The organism is Pseudomonas benzenivorans, assembly GCF_033547155.1.
GTDB lineage: Bacteria > Pseudomonadota > Gammaproteobacteria > Pseudomonadales > Pseudomonadaceae > Aquipseudomonas > Aquipseudomonas benzenivorans_B.
This window is the reverse complement of record NZ_CP137892.1, coordinates 1,309,916-1,328,830: the sequence shown is the minus strand read 5'-3', so window position 1 is coordinate 1,328,830 and position 18,915 is coordinate 1,309,916. Positions and strand designations below refer to the sequence as shown.

The window sequence follows — 18,915 nt, the reverse complement described above, 5'->3', positions numbered from 1 at the left end:
GTATCAGGTATAGCCCTGCTTCCAGGGCACCGGCCGGAAACGGATAAGCGGCACGGGCGGCTGCCCAGGCACGCGCAGGGCCCGGGAAAGGTCCAGGCGGATGTCCTGGGACGGTGCCGGCATGGGCGCGTCGAACCGCAGCCAGAACTGGTAATGGCGTTCCGCGCGCTGCAGGGCGTAGTCGAGGCCCCCCGGCGCCCGCTCCTCGGCATCGCGCGCCCCCTCCAGCGGGTACCGGCCCGGGTCGAACACCACCTGCTGCTGCACCCCGGCCGGGCGATGCTCGTGGCCGTCTATCGACAGCGCCACCTGCTCCGGGCGAAAGCTCGCGGCGCCGGCCAGCGGGCTGATTTCCAACAGCAGCCGGGCGCCCTGCCCAGCCTGGTACAGCGGCTTGTCGATGGGGTCGTACATCACCGGGACGATGAACAGCATCACCTGGTGTTCACTATGCTGGACCTCATTACTCAGCTCGACGCGCACGCGCGCACCCGGAACCTCCAGCCAGTTCTGCCTGCCGCGCACGACGGTCGCGACCGCCGGCGCCGGCTCCACATAGGCGTGGCTGACCTCGCCATAGCGATAGCCGGCGCAACCGGCCAGCAGCACACAGAACAGCAGCAACAAGCGGCTCATCTTGGCACTCCTGGGTTCAACCTGGCCGAGGTCTCGACCCTGGTCATTCAGATCATGGCCTATGGACGTCTACCGGTCGGCGCAGGGCACGCCGCATCGATCAGCGCCAGGTGCCCTGGCCGATCGCCGGCACCTGCACGCCCGCCAGACATACCTTACGCATTGCGCCTCCCGTCTATCGACAACGCGACCACTCAAGCGGAGAACTGCACCTGCTGCGCCGACAACACCTGTACCGGCCGTTGCGGCTGGATCAGCTGGGCCAGCAGCCAATTGTGGTGCGCGATGATCTGCTCGGCCGACAACACCGGCCGATCCTTGGTGGTGTGGGCATCGCCGACCAGGCGCACGGCGAAGCCCTCGCTGGCCGCGCGGCGCACCAGGGTGTCGATGCAGAACTCGGTGGCATAGCCGCTGACGAACAACTCCTCCACCCCCAGCCGCCGCAGCAGGGGGGCCAACTCGGTCCCCTGGAAGGCATCGCTGGCGGTCTTGTGCACCAGCCAGTCGCCCGCCCCGCGCTGCAGTCCCGGATGCAATTGCCAACCGAGGCTATCAGGCTCGAGCAGCGAGCCGGGCTCGCCATCGTGCTGGATATACAACACCGGCACCGCCGCGGCTCGCGCCCGCCCGGCCAGGTCGTTGATCCGCTCCAGCACCGCCTCGGCCTGGTGCGGCGGCGGATCGGCGAGAAACAGTCCCGCCTGCACATCCACGATCAATAACGCCTGTTTCATATCGACCTCCCTGTCAGTGAGACGCCAGTCTAATCCGCCTCGACCCGGGGATCATAGCCATCGCGCCATCCCCGGTGGACTGCTTGCCGCACATGCCCCAAGGCCTGCCCGGCAACGCCCCTAAGCCTCGGCACTGAGCAGCAGCAACAGCGACGCCGGCTGCTCGCTCTGCGGGTGCAGGGGCTCCTGCAGCCACTGCAGGCGCCAGCCGGTCCCGCCGAGCAGGCCCAGCCAGGACTCCAGGGTGCGAAAGAACCAGGGCATCGGCGCCTGGAAACCCTCGCCGAAGCCGGCGAAGGTCTCCACCCGCCAGCCATCGCGATAGGCCGCATCCTGGCTGGCGCGCCAGGGATGCAGGGTCTGGATCAGCAGGTGGCCGCCCGGGGCCAGCAGCCGGTGCAAGGCCCGCAGGACCGGCGCCAGCGGTTCCTCGAGCAGGGCGAAGTTGCACACCAGCACATCGAAGCGGCCCAACTCCGCCGCCTGGCTGGCCAGCTCGGCGTATCCACAGACCCGGTAGCGGGCACCTGCGCCACCGGCAGCCCTGGCCAGACCGATGAGCGGCGCCGAGGCGTCCACGCCCACCGACTCGATGCCGCGCTCGGCCAGGCCGCGGCACAGCCAGCCCTCGCCACAGCCGACGTCCAGCACCCGCACCGGTGCCAGGGCCAGGATCGCCTGCAGGATCGCCGCGTCGGTGACCAGGCGACGGCTCTCGATGCGCCCCTCACGCACCGCCGCCGCCCAGGCATCGGCATTGGCCTGCCAGCTGAGGCCGAGCTGTTCCCGGTGATCGTGCTGCATCCCCCGCCTCCGCCGCTGTTTCATCGAGAAGATCCAGGCCGTAGCCCAAGTTTTTTTTCGCATCCGGGCCCCTCACGCCGGCCTCTGCCCAGCAGCCACCGACTAAGCTTGTCTAAACCCTAGGGGGCATTGATCAGGGCCGAGCAAATTATGGGTGCATTATGGCAATCCGGCACAGAGCAGGCTGCCCTTCCATCGAGCGGCCCGCAGAGGATGAATCGCAAACCATCCGGGCCTAGACGCCTGGTGCGGGTGACCTGCTGGCTGCTACTGGGGCTGCTGTTGCTCGGCGCCATCCTGCTGGCGCGCTTCGAGCTGCGCACCGCGCACTTCCAGGCCCGCTACCTGAGCGACTACGCCAGCGAACTGAAGTACAGCGTGCAGCCGGGGCCGAGCCCGGCCATCCTCTACCCTCAGGACGGTCCCTTCGACAAACGTCTGGGATACGCCTACCTGCCCCTGATGCTCGAGCGCCTGGAGCAACGCGACTTCGCCATCCTCGCCCAGGCGCGCTTCTCCCCGACGCTGCTGGACTACAGCCAGCGCGGCTTCTTCCCGCCCTACCCGGAGAAGATCCAGGCCGGTCTGAGCATCAGCGACTGCCGCGGCACGCCCTTCTACCAGTTCCGCTACCCGCAGCAGCACTACCCAACCTTCGCCGCCATACCGCCCCTGGTGGTGAACAGCCTGCTGTTCATCGAGAACCGCCACCTGCTCGACGGCGAGCAGCCGCTGGCCAATCCGGCGGTGGACTGGCCGCGCTTCGCCATGGCGGCGCTGTCGCAGGTCGGCAAGGTGCTGGACGTGCAGGACCAGTCGGCCGGCGGCAGCACCCTGGCCACCCAGCTGGAGAAGTACCGCCATTCGCCCTACGGCCTGACCCACTCGGCCGGGGAGAAACTGCGGCAGATGGTTTCCGCCAGCGTGCGCGCCTACCAGGGTGGGCCCCAGACCCGGGAGGCCCGGGAAAACATCGTGCGCGACTACCTCAACAGCGTACCGCTGTCGGCCGCCCCGGGCCATGGCGAGGTCCACGGCCTGGCCGACGGCCTGCGCATCTGGTACGGCGCCGACTTCGCCGAAATCAATCGCCTGCTCGATCCGGCACGCTCCCCCGAGGCCAGCAACGCCCAGCGGGGCATGGCCCTGCGCCAGGTGCTGGCCCTGATGATCGCGCAGCGCCGCCCCTCCTACTACCTGGCCCAGGGCCGGCACCGGCTCGACGAGCTGATCGACAGTCATATTCGCCTGCTGGCGGTTGGCGGCCTGATCGACAGGTCCCTGCGCGATGCGGCACTGGCCCAGGTGCTGCGCTACCGCGACTGGGAGCTGCAACCGAACCTGCAGACGGTGGATGGCAACAAGGGCATCAGCGTCGCCCGCTCGCGCCTGTCCAGCCTGCTCAACATGCCGCTGTACGACCTCGACCGCCTCGACCTGCACGCCAGCACCACCCTCCACGGTGATCTGCAGCAAGCCGCCAGCACCTACCTGCAGCGGCTCGCCGAGCCGGAGTTCGCCGAGCAGATCGGCCTGTTCGGCGAACGCCTGCTGTCGGCGGAGAAAACCGCCGAGGTGCGCTACAGCTTCACCCTGTTCGAACGCACCCCCAACGGCAGCCGGGTGCGGGTGCAGACCGACAGCACCAACCAACCCTTCGACATCAACGAGGGCAGCAAGCTGGAACTCGGCTCCACCGCCAAACTGCGGGTGCTGGCCACCTACCTGGAAGTCATCGCCGAACTGCACCGGCGCTACGCCGGCCAGGACGCCGGCGCCCTGCGCGCCGTGGAGGTCGCCGACCAGGACTACCTGACCCGCTGGGCCATCGACCACCTCATCCGCACCCCGGACGCCAGCCTGCCGGACATGCTCGACGCGGCGCTGCAACGCAAATACTCGGCCAGCCCCTATGAACGTTTCTTCACCGGCGGCGGCCTGCACACCTTCGCCAACTTCCGCAAAGAGGACAACGGCCGCATCCCGACCCTGATCGAGGCGTTGCGCGAGTCGATCAACCTGCCGTTCATTCGCCTGATGCGCGACCTGGTGCGTTACAGCACCTACCAGGCGCCGGGCAACAGCGCCGAGCTGCTCAAGGACGACAAGGACCCGCGGCGCCAGACCTACCTCAGCCGCTTCGCCGACCGTGAAGGCAAGACCTTCCTCCTGCGCTTCTGGCGCAAGTACCAGGATCAACCGGCGCAGCAGCGCCTGGAAACCTTCCTAAGCGGCCTGCGCCACACCCCCGTACGCCTCGCCGCGGTGCACCGCTACCTGATGCCGGAGGCGGACATGGACAGCTTCGGTGCCTTCCTGCGCAGCCACCTGCCGGACGACAAGCTGACCGACAAGCGCATCACCGAGCTCTACCTGAACTACGGGCCGGGCGCCTACAGCCTGCCCGACCAGGGCTATATCGCCCGCGTCCACCCGCTGGAGCTGTGGCTGCTCGGCTATCTGTTGGAGCGGCCCCAGGCCAGCTTCAACGACGCCGTGCTGGCCAGCCACGACCAGCGCCAGGAGGTCTATGGCTGGCTGTTCCGCAGCCGCCACAAGAGCGCCCGCGACAGCCGCATCCGCATCATGCTGGAGGTCGAGGCCTTCCTCGACATCCACCGGCGTTGGCAGAAGCACGGTTACCCCTTCGAATACCTGGTGCCCTCCCTGGCCACCGCCATCGGCAGCTCCGGCGACCGCCCGGCGGCCCTGGCCGAACTGATGGGCATCATCCTCAACGACGGCGTCCGCCAGCCGACCCTGCGCATCGACAGCCTGAACTTCGCCACCGACACGCCCTACGAGACCCGGGTCGGCCACGGGGTGCTCAATGGAGTCAGGGTGATGCCCTCGGAAGTCGCCGCGGCCCTGCGCAATGCCCTCTCCGAGGTGGTCGAAGGCGGCACCGCGCGGCGTCTGCAAGGCAGCTTCAGCCTGCTCGACGGGCGCCAGCTGACCCTCGGCGGCAAGACCGGCACCGGCGACAACCGGGTCGAGACCGTCAGTCGCGGCGGCCAGGTGCTCAGTTCGCGGGCGATGAACCGCACCGCCACCTTCGTCTTCTACCTCGGCCCGCGTCACTACGGCACCCTCACCGCCTTCGTGCCAGGCCGCGCCGCGGAGAAGTTCACCTTCACCTCGGCGCTGCCGGTGCAGGTGCTCAAGGGCATGGCGCCGATTCTCGCGCCCTATCTGGAGCCGGGTGCCAGCACCCAATGCCAGACTCCACTGGCGCCGCTGCAGGCCAGCTGGAAGTAGGCCGGCGGACGGCGACCGGCCTGCCGGGCATCAGCCCTTGCGCGACTGCAGGTACAGCGCCTCGACCTTCTGCCGCGCCCATGGGGTTCTGCGCAGGAAGGTCAGGCTCGACTTGATGCTCGGCTCGCTCTTGAAACAGCGAATATCGATGCGCTTGGCCAGGCCGTCCCAGCCCAGCCGCGCGACCAGCTCGGTCAGCATGGCTTCCAGGGTGACGCCGTGCAGCGGGTTGTTCGAAGAGGTGCTCATGAGGGGCCTGATCTGCGAGGGATGGGGAAACTCGCCGGCACCTTAACCGAGCGCCGGGCGCGAGGAAAGACAAGGTCGCCTGCACCGGGCTTGCGGGGCTTCAGCCGGCATCTCGGGGGGCAGCCAGGCGGCGCCATTCGGCTCTGCCAACGGGGACTATACTGCTTGCTGCCATCGGCCCGACACAGGAGTGCGGGACCGTCCGCAGTCGCCGTCGCAACGTCGACAACCCATTACCCGCAAGGAGGTTAGACATGAGTATTCGCATTGGAGACGAAGCACCGGACTTCACCGCCGCCAGCACCGAAGGCCCCCTGCATTTTCATGAATGGATCGGCGACAGCTGGGCCATTCTGTTCTCCCACCCCAAGGACTTCACCCCGGTGTGCACCACCGAACTGGGCTACATGGCCAAGCTCAAGCCGGAGTTCGACAAGCGCAACACCAAGATCCTCGGCCTCAGCGTCGACCCGGTGAGCAACCACAAGGCCTGGGCCGCCGATATCCAGGAAACCCAGGGCCATGCGGTCAACTACCCGATGATCGGCGACGAAGACCTCAAGGTGGCCAAGCTCTACGACATGCTGCACCCCAACGCCAGCGGCGGCCAGCGTACCGCGGCGGACAACGCCACGGTGCGCTCGGTGTTCATCATCGGCCCGGACAAGAAGGTCAAGGCCATGCTGGTCTACCCCATGAGCGCCGGGCGCAACTTCGACGAGGTGCTGCGCCTGCTCGACTCGCTGCAACTGAACGCCAAGCACACCGTGGCCACCCCGGTGAACTGGCGTCCGGGCGAGGACGTGATCATCCCCACCTCGGTGTCCGACGAGGAGGCGCAACGCAAGTATCCGGACGGCTTCAAGACCCTCAAGCCCTACCTGCGCGTGGTGGCCCAGCCGAAGTAACCGCTTGCAGCCGGGGGCCAGGACGCCCCCGGGTCCCTGCCTGGCGAGGAGCCGCCCCCATCAGAACCTGACCGCCAGCTCGAGCAGCTCCCGCTCAGCCGCCGCGCAGGACGCCTGGAAGGCCCGGCTGTCGGACTCCTCCCCCTCCGCCGCCACCACGCGGATGTCCTCTATGCCGATAAAACCCAGCGCGCTGCGCAACAGGGTGTCGGCATGATTGAAGGCGGCATTAACCCCACCGGGACCGAAGCCATGGCCGCCGCGACTGGTGACGATCAGCGCGCGCTTGCCGCGCAGCAGCGGCTGGTACTGGGCGACGCCATTATCCTCGGTGATCGCGAAGGTACGCCCGATGCGCACGACATGGTCGACCCAGGCCTTGAGCCCGCTGGGAATGCTGAAGTTGTACATGGGCGCGGAAATCACCAGCAGCTCGTGGTCCAGCAGTTCGTCCACCAGCACATCGCTCAAGGCCAGATCGGCCTGCATGAATAACGGCCGCGACGCCGGCTGCGGATGAAAGGCGGCGGCCACGAAGGGCTCGCCGACATGGGGAATGGGCGCCCTGCCCACTTCGCGCCGGGTCAATTCGCCCTCCGGGTGAGCGGCCGACCAGGCCTCGAGAAACACCTCTGTCAGGCGCCGCGAATGGGACCGCTCGCCCCGTGGACTGCCGTGTATTGCAAGAACTCTGCTCATCTATCGATAGCCTCCCGAGAGAACATCAGCTAGCCTTCATGGCTCTCTGTCACGGGCAAAACTATTAACTCAGCGAGCCCTGGACAAATGAGCAGTCGTCATTTGGCATAAGTTGAATTCATCCATGGAAGCCCATGTTCGCATCCCTGCCCCTCAACGCCCTGCGCGCCTTCGAGTCCGCCGCCCGCCAGCAGAGCTTCAAGGCCGCGGCCGCCGAACTGGCGGTGACGCCCACGGCGATCTCCCACCAGATCCGCACCCTGGAAACCTGGCTGGGCATGCCGCTGTTCGAGCGCCTGCCGCGCCGGGTGCGCCTGACCGACGGCGGCGAGCGCCTGTTCCATAGCCTGCATGGCGCCCTGCTGGAGGTGGCGCAGAGCGTCGACAGCCTGCGCCCGCAACGCAACGCCAGCCAGCTGACGGTGTCCACCACCCCGGCCTTCGCCGCGCTCTGGCTGGTGCCCAGGCTCGGCCGTTTCTATGCGGTGCAGCCGCACATCAGGCTGCGCCTGGACACCAACTGCGCGGTCGTCGACCTGCACCAGGATGCCAGCGTCGACCTGGCCATCCGCTACGGCTTCGCCCCCGCCGGCGAGCTCCACGGCATCCGCCTGTTCGAGGAGCACTTCGCCGTCTATGGCGCCCCGGCCCAGGTGGCACAAGCCCGCCACCAGACGCCCTCGCTGATCAGCGTGCTGTGGCACAACTCCGAGCTCTATGCCCGAGGCTGGGAGGCCTGGTGCACGCAAGCCGGCGAGGACTGGCTGAAGCAGGGGGCGACGATCCGCGAGTACGACGACGAACACTACGCGCTGCAGGCCGCCATCGCCGGACAGGGCCTGGTGCTGGCCAGCTCCATCCTGGTTTCCCAGAGCCTGGCCAGCGGCCTGCTGCAGCCCTATCGCGCCGAGATCGGCGTACCCGGCGCCGGCTACAGCGCACTGTGCGTGGCGGGACGCGAGCGCCACCCGCCGGTTCGGGCCTTCTTCGACTGGCTCAGTCAGGAAGCCGGCTGACGCCGGCGCGAAAAAACAAAAGCCCGTCACCTTGCGGTGACGGGCTTGGGCGTAACGATGAGGACGGTCAGCCGACCGAGGCCTCGTAGTCGTCGGCCACTTTCATCTGCAGGCTGCGCGCCGGCTCGACCAGCAGCGTGCGGTGCAGGGCCATGCCCATCAGCACCAGGATCACCCCGATCGGCAGCGCCGCGCAGATGGCAGCGGTCTGCACACTCTTCAAACCACCCGACCACAGCAGGCCGGCGGCGATGGCACCGACCATCAGACCCCAGGCCGCGCGGCTCCAGGTTGGCGGATGGAGGCTGCCGCGGGCCGCCAGGGTACTCACCACCAGGGTGCCGGAGTCGGCCGAGGTGACGAAGTAGGTGACGATCAGCAGCGAGGCCAGCGCGCCGAGCAGGCCGGCGATGCTCACACCCGAGGACTGCTCGATCTTGTCGAACAGGGTGAACAGCGAGTTGGTGGCATCGGCCTTGGTGGCCGTGAGGATCGCACCGCCCTCGAACTTGGCTTCGTCGCCGGTCAGACCCTGGCTCGCCACCTGCTCCTGATGGGCGATGCGCTCGTCCTTCTCGTAGCTCAGGGCGGCGCCGCCGAAGGTGCCGATCCAGACGAAGCTGAACAGTACCGGAATGATCAGCGAGCCCATCACCAGCTGGCGGATGGTACGGCCACGGGAGATACGCGCGATGAAGGTGCCGACAAAGGGCGCCCAGGTCAGCCACCAGGCCCAGTAGAAGGCGGTCCACCAGTTCTGCCAGCCGGCATCGTTCTGGGTGTCGCTCCACAGGCTCATGCCGATCACGCTCTGGGCGTAGTCGGAGGTGCCCTCGAGGATGGTGTTGAGGATGAAACGGGTCGGGGCGAAGGCCATGACCGCAGCCAGGATGACCAGCGACAACAGCATGTTCCACAGCGACAGCAGTTTGATGCCGCGCTCTACACCGGACACCACCGACATGATAGCGACCAGGGAAATCCCGAGGATCAACGCCATCTTCAGACCGATGCCGAACTCGAAGCCGGTCAGGGTCTTGATGCCGGTGGCCAGCTGCTCGACCCCCAGACCGAAGGAGGTGGCGATGCCGAAGGCGGTGACCACCACGATGAGGATGTCGAAGATGGCACCCAGCCAGCCGTTCATCCGCGCCTCGCCGAACAGCGGCACGAGGGTGGCACGGATCGACAGCGGCTTGCCTTTACGGAAGGAGAAGTAGGCCAGGCACAGTGCGGGCATCAGGTACAGCGCCCAGGCGTGCATGCCCCAGTGGAAGTAGGTCACCCGCATGGCGGTCTGAGCCGACTCGGCACTCAGGGCAGTGGTGCTGAAGGGATTGCCGGCGTAATGCCACATGGGTTCGGCCACCGACCAGAACAGCAGGCCGATGCCCATGCCGGCGCTGAACAGCATGGACAACCAGGACACGGTGCTGAATTCGGGTTTCTCGCCATCCTTGCCGAGGGTGACATTGCCGAAACGGCTAACCATCAGGTACAGCAGGTAGACCAGGATGCCGGAGGCCATGGCCAGGTAGAACCACTTGAAGTTCAACAGGATACTGGTCGAAAGCTCGCCGAATATCGTGCCGGCCTGTTCGCCCATCACCGCACAGAAGGCGACGAAGGCGACGATTATTGCTGTCGATACGAGGGTAATCCGGGCATCGACGCCACGGAACATACCGCTGGAACTGCTCATATCAGCTTCTCCATTGTTATAGTTTGATATGCCTGATGTACGAGCGACTCGAGTTGAGTCGATACGGAACTTTTCGCGCACGCCTCCACGCACTTTCGACCGGTCAAGAATTCGCCGGCATCCGGCTTTTTACAAATGATTATTTCACCGTGAATTAATGAGTTTTAATCACCAATTCACGACCACCCGGCCCCGCCCAGCACCCACCAGGGTCACCAGCCACGGGCCATTCTGCCCGTCTTCCCGAAGCCGAAGACGGCATCTTCCGACACGCATGATCCCGCGCACAGGCGGTCGAGCCGCCCCATTAAAAGGGCAACTAAACACAGCATCCGCACAGAACTTATTACATCCTTAAAACAGCACAAGTTGACAGACCGGACAACTTCCAGAGAAACCGGAAGTGCCATTACGACAGCCCGCAAACTTTGACTTCAGAACAGAAGCGCCACAACTTCGCGGCTGACTATAGGGTCGGGTAAAGTCCACGAGCGTTCTATCCGCGCCGCGCAGCGATCCAATCGCGCCATTCCCCGCATTGATTCCGACTCTACCGACCAGAGGCGCAATGCCGCCTTCGCCAGCCCCCTGTCAGCGAGGGCTGATCAGAAATGGCAGTTCGCGGTTGCCCTCCGGGTCGAACTGGCGCCGCCGGGTATGGTTGAGGTGGCGACCATAGACATGGAACGACAGGCTGGTGTGCGCCGTTTCGTTGGTCACGCTGTGGATGCTGCCGCTGGGCATGAGCAGCACCTCGCCCGCGGCGATGTGCTGCCCGCCGGTGCATTCGAGCTCCGCGTGGCCGGGGCGGCTGGCGTCATCCAGACGCCGCCAGAACCTGTTGTGCTCGACGCCCTCGACCCCCACCACCACGGCCCAGGTATCGTGGTCGTGGGGACGTACCCCGCGACCGGGCAGCCAGCTGTCGACCACCACGAACAGCGACTGGTCGGGCTCGACGTGCAGTTGGGTGGTGCCGAAGCCCAGCTCTGCATCGGCCTGGTACATCTCGGCCCTCAGCCAATCGCGGGCCTGCACGACGCGCTGGGCCAGCGGGCCGACTTCGTTCAGCAGGCTCGCCTCGTCCGGCGCCGCGGCGGCGATCCGCCGCAGGTCGGCGATGAAGTCTTGCAGGCCGTAACTGTCAGCAGTCATCTTTCATACCTCGGGCCCATGGGCCGCGAATACGCGCCATAACCGGCAGGCTGAGGCTCAGGGCCGCGGCTCGCTGGCCAAGGCCTTGAGCAATCCGACCATCAACAACAGCATCAACGCCATGAACGGCAGCCCCATGGCCACGGCACCGGCCTGGATGCCCTTGAGCGCGGTATCGCCGCCGATCACGAACAGGGTGATGGTGACCAGGGCGATCATCACCAGCCACAGCACCCGCTGCACCGGCGCGGTGTCCGGGTCGCCGCCGGCCGCCAGGTTGTCGACCACCAGGGCACCGGAGTCCATGGAGGTGACCATGAAGATGATCAGCAGGATCACCACCAGCACCGAGGTGATGGCCGCCATCGGCAGCTCTTCGAGGAACTGGAAGATCGCCATGTTGACATCCACCAGGCCGGCCGCCAGCGCGCCCGTGCCGTCGATGACCTGGGCGATGGCGCCGCCGCCGAAGGCGCTGAACCAGAAGATCGCCGCGAGGGTCGGCACCACCATCACCACGCCCACCATCTGCCGCAGGGTACGACCGCGGGAGACCCGGGCGACGAACACCCCGACCAGCGGCCCCCAGGTGCACCACCAGGCCCAGTAGAACACGGTCCAGCCCTGGAACCAGTCCTGGTCCGGACGATCGATCCAGTTGCTCAGGGGAATAAAGAACTCGACGAAGTTGACAGCGGTGTCGAGCACGCCGGAGAAGAAGCTCAGCACGCCCACCCCGACCACCACCAGCAGGAACAGGCCCAGGGCCAGCAGCATATTGATATTGCTGAGCAGCTTCACCCCGGCATCCATCCCGCGCCACAGGGAGAAGCCGGCCAGGCCGGTCACCAGCAGGATGAACAGCAGTTGCAGACCGAAGGAGTTGGCGATGCCCAGCACATGGGAGATGCCGGCCGTGGCCTGCATGGCGCCCAGGCCCAGGGAAGTGGCCAGGCCGAACACCGTCAGCACCACGGTGAAACTGTCCACCAGATGCCCGACCAGACCCTTGTGCGCCTTGCCAATCAGCGGCTGCAGGCCGGAGCTGAGGGAGAACGGCAGGCCCTTGTTATAGGCGAAGAAGCCCACCACCAGCGCGCTGGTCAGGTAGATCGCCCAGGGGTGGAACCCCCAGTGGAAGATGGTCGCGCCCATCCCCGCATGCAGCGCCTCGGGCGTCTGCTTGGGCACGTTGAGCGGGGTCTTCCACCATTCGGTGTACTGCGCCACGGGCTCGGCCACCCCCCAGTAGAGCAGGCCGACACCCATGCCGGCGGCGAACAGCATGGAGAACCAGGACAGCAGGCCGAACTCGGGCCTGGCATCCTGGCCGCCCAGGCGAATCTTGCCGAAGGGCGACAGGGCCAGGCCGGCGCAGAACAGCACGGCCAGGTTGCCCATGATCATGATGAACCCGTCGCAATTGCTCAGGATCCAGCCCTTGACCCCCTCCAGGGCCTGGCCGAAGGCCGTGGGATCGTTCAGCGCACCGAGCACCAGGGCCAGGACGATCAGCAGCGATGTGGGGAAGATGATGCGATGGAAGTTCAGTCCCATCAGGCGGATGTTGAAATCCTGGGTTGCCGAACCTTCGGCGACCATGTCTCTCATGCAAGGGGCCTCGCTTTTGTTTTTGTAGTCTCGAAAATCCACGCCTGTGCGCACTGCGGACGAGCCGGCAGCAGCCACAGGTTGTGAGCGGGGACTCGATGGTCAGACAGCGGCGGCGCTGCGACAACCCATTTTATCTGTGCGATTGATGACTATAAGTCATCAAAAAGACCATAGAAAAAGAGCGCCTTTTACTCACCCGCACGCGCCCTCTACGGCCCCGATATCGCCAGGAATATCCAGAAAACCCTGGTAACTATGCATTGCTGAAGACGACCACCAGGTGCGCCTCAGCGACACCCGGACGACGCCTGGCGTGCATTACATTTACTGACATAAATCGGACTCTCCACGGTTACAGCCAGTCGTCCTGCCAGGGAAAGCGCGACAGCGCCTGGCAGCCGTCGGCGGTGATCAGCACCTGCTGTTCCAGCTTGATGCCCTCGGCACCGCCCTGCTCGCCGATATAGCTCTCCACGCAGAGCACCATGTTCTCTTCGAACACCCCGTCGTAGCCGCTGCTGGCCCAGTCGGCACCCTTGTGCGCCAGGGCCGGGTACTCGTCGGCCAGGCCGACGCCGTGCACCACGCAGCAGTAGCGGTTGTGCTGGTAGGCCGGCGGGATATCCCAGGAGCGCTCGACGAACTCGCGGTGGCTCAGGCCCGGACGCAGCAGGCTCATGTTGTGCTGCACCTGTTCATGGGCCAGGCGATAGAGCTTGCGCTGCTCGGCCGTAGGGGCGACGTGACCAACCGTCCAGGCCCGGGAGATGTCGGCGCAGTAGCCGTAGGGGCCGATCAGATCGGTGTCGAAGCAGATAATCTCGCCTGCCTGCATCACCCGGTCGCTGGACTCCTGCATCCAGGGGTTGGTGCGCGGCCCGGAGGCCAGCAGGCGGGTCTCGATCCACTCGCCGCCGTGGCGGATGTTCTCGTAGTGCAGCCAGGCCCACAGCTCATTCTCGGTCATGCCGGGACGCAGCTCGTCGTGCATGCGCCGGATGCCGCGCTCGCACACGGCGATGGTCCAGCGCATCAGCTCCAGCTCCTCGGCCGACTTAACCTTGCGCGCCTCCTCCATCAGGCTGTGGCCCTCGACCAGGCACAGGCCATGCTCGCGCAGCAGATCCAGCCCCTCCAGATCGGCCTTGTCCACCGCCAGCCGCGCCTTGTCGCCGGCATGCCGGCGCAGCACCGCGCGGATGTCGTCGGCCCAGGCCACGGCCTTCTCGGAGATCCTCGAGCCGGCGCCGAAGTAACTCCAGTTGATCACCGGGCGGATCTCGTCGAGCAGCTCGTTGCCCTCGTGTAGGTGTTCGCAGTTGTGGAACTCGAACAGCACCACCGGCCCCTCGGCAAATACCAGGGCGTAGCGGGCGAAGTTGTGCAGCGTCCACACCTGCATGTTCGAGGTGTCGGTGGCATAGCGGATGTTCACCGGGTCGTACAGCAGGATGGCCGCGCAGTCTTGCTTGAGCAGTTGCTGGCGGACCCGCTGCAGGCGGTAGCCGCGCGCCGCCTTGTGGGTCTCGATGCTCACCGGGTTACGCAGCGGCTGGGCGGCGGCCTCATCGGCCAGGTACTTATTCTTGTTGTCGAACACGAGGGCTTCCTCTGGCAATTCACCGGCCGGCGGCCGGCACGCATTCAGGTTGTCGCTGATTCGATGGGCCCGGACGACTCCGGACTGGCCGCGCCGGGGGCGTCCTCGAGCGGCTGCACCGCAGCCGGCAGGGTGGCGCTGGCCAGGCCGATCGGCGTGGCCTGGTGCTGCAGGGGCGCATCGGCCTGCAGGTACACGCCGGTGACCCGCTTCTGGCTCACCGCCAGGGCCAGCAAAGCGGCGCAGGCGGCGAAGAAGTAATACAGACTCCAGACGCCGAAGTGCTCCATCAGGACGCCGGCCAGCAGCGGGCCGATGCAGGCGCCGATGCCATAGGCCACCAGCAGCACGCCGGCCAGGGACACCCGCAGCTCGGCCTCGACGTTGTCGTTGGCCAGGGCCACGCCCAGCGGGTAGAGGCAGAACTGCAGCAGGCCGATGACCGCACCGACCAGCAGCACCACGGCGAACGAGGGGCTGTGGAACAGGCCCAGCGGCAGGAAGGCGAGGATCAGCAGCAGGGCCACCGCGCGGATCAGCGCGGCCCGCGGCAGGCGGTCCGAGAGCCAGCCCAGGGGCAGCTGGGCGAGCAGGCCGGCGCCGATCACCACCGCCATAAACTGGCCGACTTGCACCGTATCCAGCCCCTGGCGGCTGGCATAGATGGCCGCCAGGCCGTAGAAGGCGCCGTTGATCATGCCCGACATCAGGATGGTCGCCAGCGATTGCGGCACCCGGCGCAGGAACAGGCGGACATCGGTCGACGCCGACGGCAGCGCCGCCGGGTGGCTGCTGCGGGTCAGGGCCACCGGCACCAGGCACAGGGCGAAGGCCATGGCCACCCCGAGCAGGGCGTGGATGCCGAGGTCGCCGTTGAGGCTCAGGGCCAGCTGGCCGAGGACCATGCCGACATAGATGGCGACCATGTACAGGCCCAGCACCTTGCCACGCTCATCGCTCTGGGCGCGGTCGTTGAGCCAGCTCTCCAGCACCATCAGCTGGCACATCATGGCCAGGCCGACGACGAAGCGCAGTAGCAGCCACAGCGGCAGCGCGGCGCTGAACTCGTGGCCCAGCACCGCCGCCGAGATCACCCCGGCGCAGGCCACGTAGGTGCGGATATGCCCCACCCGCTCGATCAGCCAGTGGCCGACCTTGCTGCCCAGCACCAGGCCCAGGGAGTTGGCCGCCATCAGCGCGCCGCCCCAGAACTCGGCGACACCGTCGGCGCTCAGGCGCAGGGCCAGGTAGGTCATCAGCAGGGTCGAGCCGAGCTGCATCAGCACGCTGGCCAGGTAGAGGGCGCCGAACGCCTTGGTCAGCGCGAGCATGGCGTGGCCTCGGCAGAGAGGACGCGCAGCACGCGCACAGGTATCACCGCGAAACACACACCCATGCCGCGCTACTCCTTGGATCAGGCCAGACCGTGCCGCTGCTTCCAGTCCCCCGGATGCACCACGTAGCCGAACAGCGCATGGCCGCCGTAGACCAGCTCGGTGCCCTCGGGAATCCATAGCAGCTGGCCCGGCTCGACCCGGTACAGCTGGCCGTTGGCCTGAAGCTCGAAGCAGCCCTGGATGACGAAGATCACCTCGTCGTACAGCAGGGTCCAGGCCACCTCGGCGCCCTCCCAGCGGGCGAAGCCGATGCCGATATTGGGCGACACCTCGTTGCTGATCGCCCGGGCCACGAAGGCGGCGCCGGGCGGCCCGCCGCGGGGGACGAAATCCAGGTCATGATGATCGACCAGCAGCACCGGGCCCTTCCCGGAAACGACCTGACTCATAGCTCGCTCCGACTGTTCCAGGCCGCCAGGCGAATGCGCGAGCGCACGCCCAGGCCGAGGAAGGGTTCCGGCGGATTCAGCGACGGCATGCCGGTGACCGCCTGGATGTCGCGCAGCTGCGCCGAGTCGGCGCCCACCGCCAGGTCCGCCAGCAGGGTGCCGGAGATGGTGCCCCAGGCCGCGCCGACGCCGTTGTCGCAGGCCGAGGCGAACACCCCCGGCTCCAGCTCGCCGAAGAAGTTGGTGAAGTTGCGCGAGATGGCGTAGACGCCGCCCCAGGTGTGGCTGAAGGGCACGTTGGCCAGCTGCGGGAAGCGCGCCAGGAAGGCCTTGCGATGATCGCTGCGCACCGACTCGCGCATCGCGTCGCTGGTGCTCTTGCCGTACTTGGGCACGTGCTTGTAGGTGTTGCGGATGATCAGGCGGCGGTCCTGGGTCATGCGCACCGTGGTGCCGGCGTGGTCGGCCGGGGTCAGGCCCCAGTCCAGCTGGCCGCCGTAGACCTGCAGCTCGCTGTCGGTCAGCGGCCGGGTCCAGCTGGCGAAGGTCATCACCGGCAGCAGGCGGTTGCGCAGGTAGCCGAACTCCTGGGTGAAGATGCTGGTGCCCAGCAGCAGGCGCGCGGTGCGGATGCGCCCGGCGCTGCCGTGGAGGATCCAACCGCCCTGGCCGTCGCGCTCCAGGCGCTGGATCGGCGACTCCTCGAGCAACTCGACATTGTCCGGCAGCGAACGGCCCAGGCCGCTGACCAGGGCGGCCGGCTGCATCAGGTAGCAACCGGGGGTGTAGATCGCCCCGCTGTAGTGGCCGGTGCCCAGCACCTTGGCCAGCGCGCCGCGTTCGACCCAGTCGAAGGGCTCGCCGAGGTCCTTCATCAGCTTCTCGAAATGCTCCAGGTAGGCCATGCCGCGCGGGCCCACGGCGCCCTGGTACTTGCCGGCATGGGACCACTGGCAGTCGATGCCGTGGGCCTGGATCAGCCCCTGCAGCTGGGCGATGGCGGCGCGGTTGAGCGCCAGCAGGCGCTGCTTGTGCGCCGGGTCCGGGTGCTCCAGGGCGAACTTGTGCGGCAGGTCGATGACGAAGCCGGAGTTGCGCCCCGAGGCGCCCTGGGCGACGCGCTGGGCATCGACCAGCAGGATGCGCGCCTCGGGGTGGTGCTCGGCCAGACGACGCGCGGCCGCCAGGCCGGCGAAGCCGGCGCCGATCACCGCGTAGTCGGCGCGCTGCTCGCCCTGCAGGCGGGTGGCGGGCTGGGCGGCGGGCAGCGCGGCATACCAGCCGCAGCTGGCGTCGTCGTGGGGCAGATTGACGGTCTTGCTCATGTTTCCACCCTCAGGCCACGGCCGATTGAGCGTTCTGACAGGACTGCAGCCAGGCATTGCGCTGCACTTGGGCTTGCCGGCCGAGCAGGACGAAGCCGCGCAGCGCCCCCTCGGCATCGTAATAACCGGCACTGAGGCCGTCGTCGGTGGCCGTGCAGCGCCATTCGCCGGCCACGCCGACGGCCGGCGGCAGCAGGCACAGCGGCGCGGCCGGGGTCTTCACCGTCACCGGCATCAGCGGGTAGCTGACCGCAGTCGGCGTACCGAGCAGGGTCTTGGTGAGCGCCTGAATGCCCTGGTTGATCGGCGCCAGGTACGGCAGCAGCTGGCCGTCGATCTCGATGCAGTCGCCGAGGGCGTAGATGCCCGGCTGCGAGCACTGCAGCTGGGCGTCCACCTGGATGCCGCGGCCCACCGCGAGCCCGGCGCTTTCGGCGAGACTCAGGTTGGGACGCAGGCCGACGGCGGACAACAGCAGATCGGCTTGCAGGTTTTGGCCATCGGCGAGGGTCAGGCGATAGCCCTGCTCGGCCGAGTCGATGCGCTGCACGGTGTTCTGCAGGTGCCAGCGCACACCCAGCTCAGCCAGGGCGGTCTGCAACTGGCGACCGGCCTCGACCGGCAGCAGGCGCTCCATCGGCCACTGGCCGAGGCCGATAACGCTGACTGCAAACCCACTCGCGGCCAGGTCGTTGGCGAACTCGCAGCCAATCAGGCCGTCGCCGAGGATCGCCACCCGGCGCACACCGACCAGACGCTCGCGGAAGCTGCGGTAGTCGTGCAGGTTGTTGACGCTGAGCAGCGCCGCGCCGTCGCCCTCGATCGGCAGGCGGATCGGCGCCGCGCCGCTGGCCAGCACCAGCTGGCCGTACTCCATCTCGCCGATGTTGGTGTGCAGGCGCCGTGCCACGGGGTCGATGCGCTCGACCTCGCAATGGGTATAGACGCGGATCTTCAGGCGCTTCTCGATGGCCAGGGCCGACTCGCCGGCCAGGGCCTCGGCGCTCTTGCCCTGGGCCAGGCCGATGGACAGCGCCGGCTTGGAGTAGAGGTGACCGGACTCGCGGGTCAGCACGCGGATCTCGACCTGGGGGTCGGCGCGGCGCAGGGCCTGGGCCAGGCCATAACCGGCATAACCGCTGCCGATGATGACGATCGGCTGGCGCGGCTCAGCGGCCGGCACTGCGGCCTTCGCCGCCGGCTGCGGCACCGGTAGCGGCGCGCTGGCGGCGGCCGAGGCCGCGGCGACCACAGGGCTGATGTCGAGCATCTCGAAATCTTCCTTGCCGACTTTGCACTCGGGGCACTTCCAGTCCGCCGGCACGTCTTCCCAGCGGGTGCCGGCCTGGATGCCGTCATCCGGCCAGCCGAGGGCCTCGTCGTAGATCAGGCCGCAGACCACACAGAGCCAGGTCTTGAACATCTC

At 67.2% G+C, this 18,915-nt stretch carries 16 protein-coding genes and 1 pseudogene; 3 read left to right on the top strand and 14 right to left on the bottom strand.

The features are described from left to right. Positions 1-3: 3 nt before the first annotated feature. From SBP02_RS06100 to SBP02_RS06090, 3 genes are all read right to left on the bottom strand, one after another. The gene (locus SBP02_RS06100; protein WP_318645502.1) at positions 4-636 is read right to left on the bottom strand and encodes a hypothetical protein; all 633 of its coding nucleotides are present in this window, start codon (positions 634-636) and stop codon (positions 4-6) included. A 194-nt stretch (positions 637-830) separates the two neighbouring features. Beyond that, positions 831-1,373: a cysteine hydrolase family protein gene (locus tag SBP02_RS06095; RefSeq protein ID WP_318645501.1), complete on the bottom strand. Its 543-nt coding sequence runs from the start codon at positions 1,371-1,373 to the stop codon at positions 831-833. A 120-nt stretch (positions 1,374-1,493) separates the two neighbouring features. Further along, positions 1,494-2,177, bottom strand: coding sequence for a class I SAM-dependent methyltransferase (locus SBP02_RS06090; RefSeq protein WP_318645500.1), 684 nt, complete (start codon positions 2,175-2,177; stop codon positions 1,494-1,496). Positions 2,178-2,327: 150 nt separating this feature from the next. On the opposite strand from SBP02_RS06090, the gene SBP02_RS06085 reads away from it, so the two are divergent. Further along, positions 2,328-5,435 (top strand): transglycosylase domain-containing protein, encoded by a 3,108-nt coding sequence (locus SBP02_RS06085; protein ID WP_318645499.1) that lies wholly within the window; start codon positions 2,328-2,330, stop codon positions 5,433-5,435. A gap of 30 nt (positions 5,436-5,465) precedes the next feature. Here SBP02_RS06085 and SBP02_RS06080 read toward each other — a convergent pair whose 3' ends face one another. After that, a complete protein-coding gene (locus SBP02_RS06080; RefSeq protein WP_318645498.1) occupies positions 5,466-5,684 on the bottom strand; it encodes a VF530 family protein in 219 nt (72 codons plus the stop codon). A gap of 254 nt (positions 5,685-5,938) precedes the next feature. Here SBP02_RS06080 and SBP02_RS06075 point away from each other — a divergent pair, with 254 nt between their 5' ends. Further along, on the top strand, positions 5,939-6,592 hold the full coding sequence (locus SBP02_RS06075) for a peroxiredoxin (RefSeq protein WP_318645497.1): 654 nt from the start codon (positions 5,939-5,941) through the stop codon (positions 6,590-6,592). A 60-nt stretch (positions 6,593-6,652) separates the two neighbouring features. On the opposite strand, the gene SBP02_RS06070 is transcribed toward SBP02_RS06075, so the two are convergent. Continuing rightward, a complete protein-coding gene (locus SBP02_RS06070; protein ID WP_318645496.1) occupies positions 6,653-7,291 on the bottom strand; it encodes an FMN-dependent NADH-azoreductase in 639 nt (212 codons plus the stop codon). A 134-nt stretch (positions 7,292-7,425) separates the two neighbouring features. Between SBP02_RS06070 and SBP02_RS06065 the strand changes: the two genes are divergently transcribed. Then, positions 7,426-8,307: a LysR substrate-binding domain-containing protein gene (locus tag SBP02_RS06065; protein WP_318645495.1), complete on the top strand. Its 882-nt coding sequence runs from the start codon at positions 7,426-7,428 to the stop codon at positions 8,305-8,307. Between the two features lie 67 nt (positions 8,308-8,374). Here SBP02_RS06065 and SBP02_RS06060 read toward each other — a convergent pair whose 3' ends face one another. From SBP02_RS06060 to SBP02_RS06020, 9 genes and pseudogenes are all read right to left on the bottom strand, one after another. Next, on the bottom strand, positions 8,375-10,009 hold the full coding sequence (locus SBP02_RS06060; protein ID WP_318645494.1) for a BCCT family transporter: 1,635 nt from the start codon (positions 10,007-10,009) through the stop codon (positions 8,375-8,377). A gap of 591 nt (positions 10,010-10,600) precedes the next feature. Beyond that, positions 10,601-11,164 (bottom strand): cysteine dioxygenase family protein, encoded by a 564-nt coding sequence (locus tag SBP02_RS06055; protein ID WP_318645493.1) that lies wholly within the window; start codon positions 11,162-11,164, stop codon positions 10,601-10,603. A gap of 57 nt (positions 11,165-11,221) precedes the next feature. After that, positions 11,222-12,775, bottom strand: a complete 1,554-nt coding sequence (locus tag SBP02_RS06050; RefSeq protein ID WP_318645492.1) for a BCCT family transporter — start codon at positions 12,773-12,775, stop codon at positions 11,222-11,224. Between the two features lie 355 nt (positions 12,776-13,130). Then, positions 13,131-14,378: a M24 family metallopeptidase gene (locus SBP02_RS06045; protein WP_318645491.1), complete on the bottom strand. Its 1,248-nt coding sequence runs from the start codon at positions 14,376-14,378 to the stop codon at positions 13,131-13,133. A gap of 44 nt (positions 14,379-14,422) precedes the next feature. Next, positions 14,423-15,709 carry an MFS transporter gene (locus SBP02_RS06040; RefSeq protein WP_318645490.1) on the bottom strand — a complete coding sequence of 429 codons (1,287 nt, stop codon included), beginning with the start codon at positions 15,707-15,709 and terminating at the stop codon, positions 14,423-14,425. A gap of 83 nt (positions 15,710-15,792) precedes the next feature. Next, positions 15,793-16,164, bottom strand: coding sequence for an ethanolamine utilization protein EutQ (locus SBP02_RS06035; RefSeq protein WP_213638835.1), 372 nt, complete (start codon positions 16,162-16,164; stop codon positions 15,793-15,795). Then, positions 16,161-17,489 (bottom strand): NAD(P)/FAD-dependent oxidoreductase, encoded by a 1,329-nt coding sequence (locus SBP02_RS06030; RefSeq protein WP_318645489.1) that lies wholly within the window; start codon positions 17,487-17,489, stop codon positions 16,161-16,163. Before SBP02_RS06030 ends, SBP02_RS06035 begins: the two co-directional genes overlap by 4 nt. A gap of 10 nt (positions 17,490-17,499) precedes the next feature. After that, positions 17,500-18,759: an FAD-dependent oxidoreductase gene (locus tag SBP02_RS06025; RefSeq protein WP_318646311.1), complete on the bottom strand. Its 1,260-nt coding sequence runs from the start codon at positions 18,757-18,759 to the stop codon at positions 17,500-17,502. Beyond that, a pseudogene (locus SBP02_RS06020) lies at positions 18,748-18,912 on the bottom strand (rubredoxin); the annotation flags it as partial. The gene SBP02_RS06025 and the pseudogene SBP02_RS06020, both read right to left, overlap by 12 nt. Between the last annotated feature and the right edge of the window lie 3 nt (positions 18,913-18,915).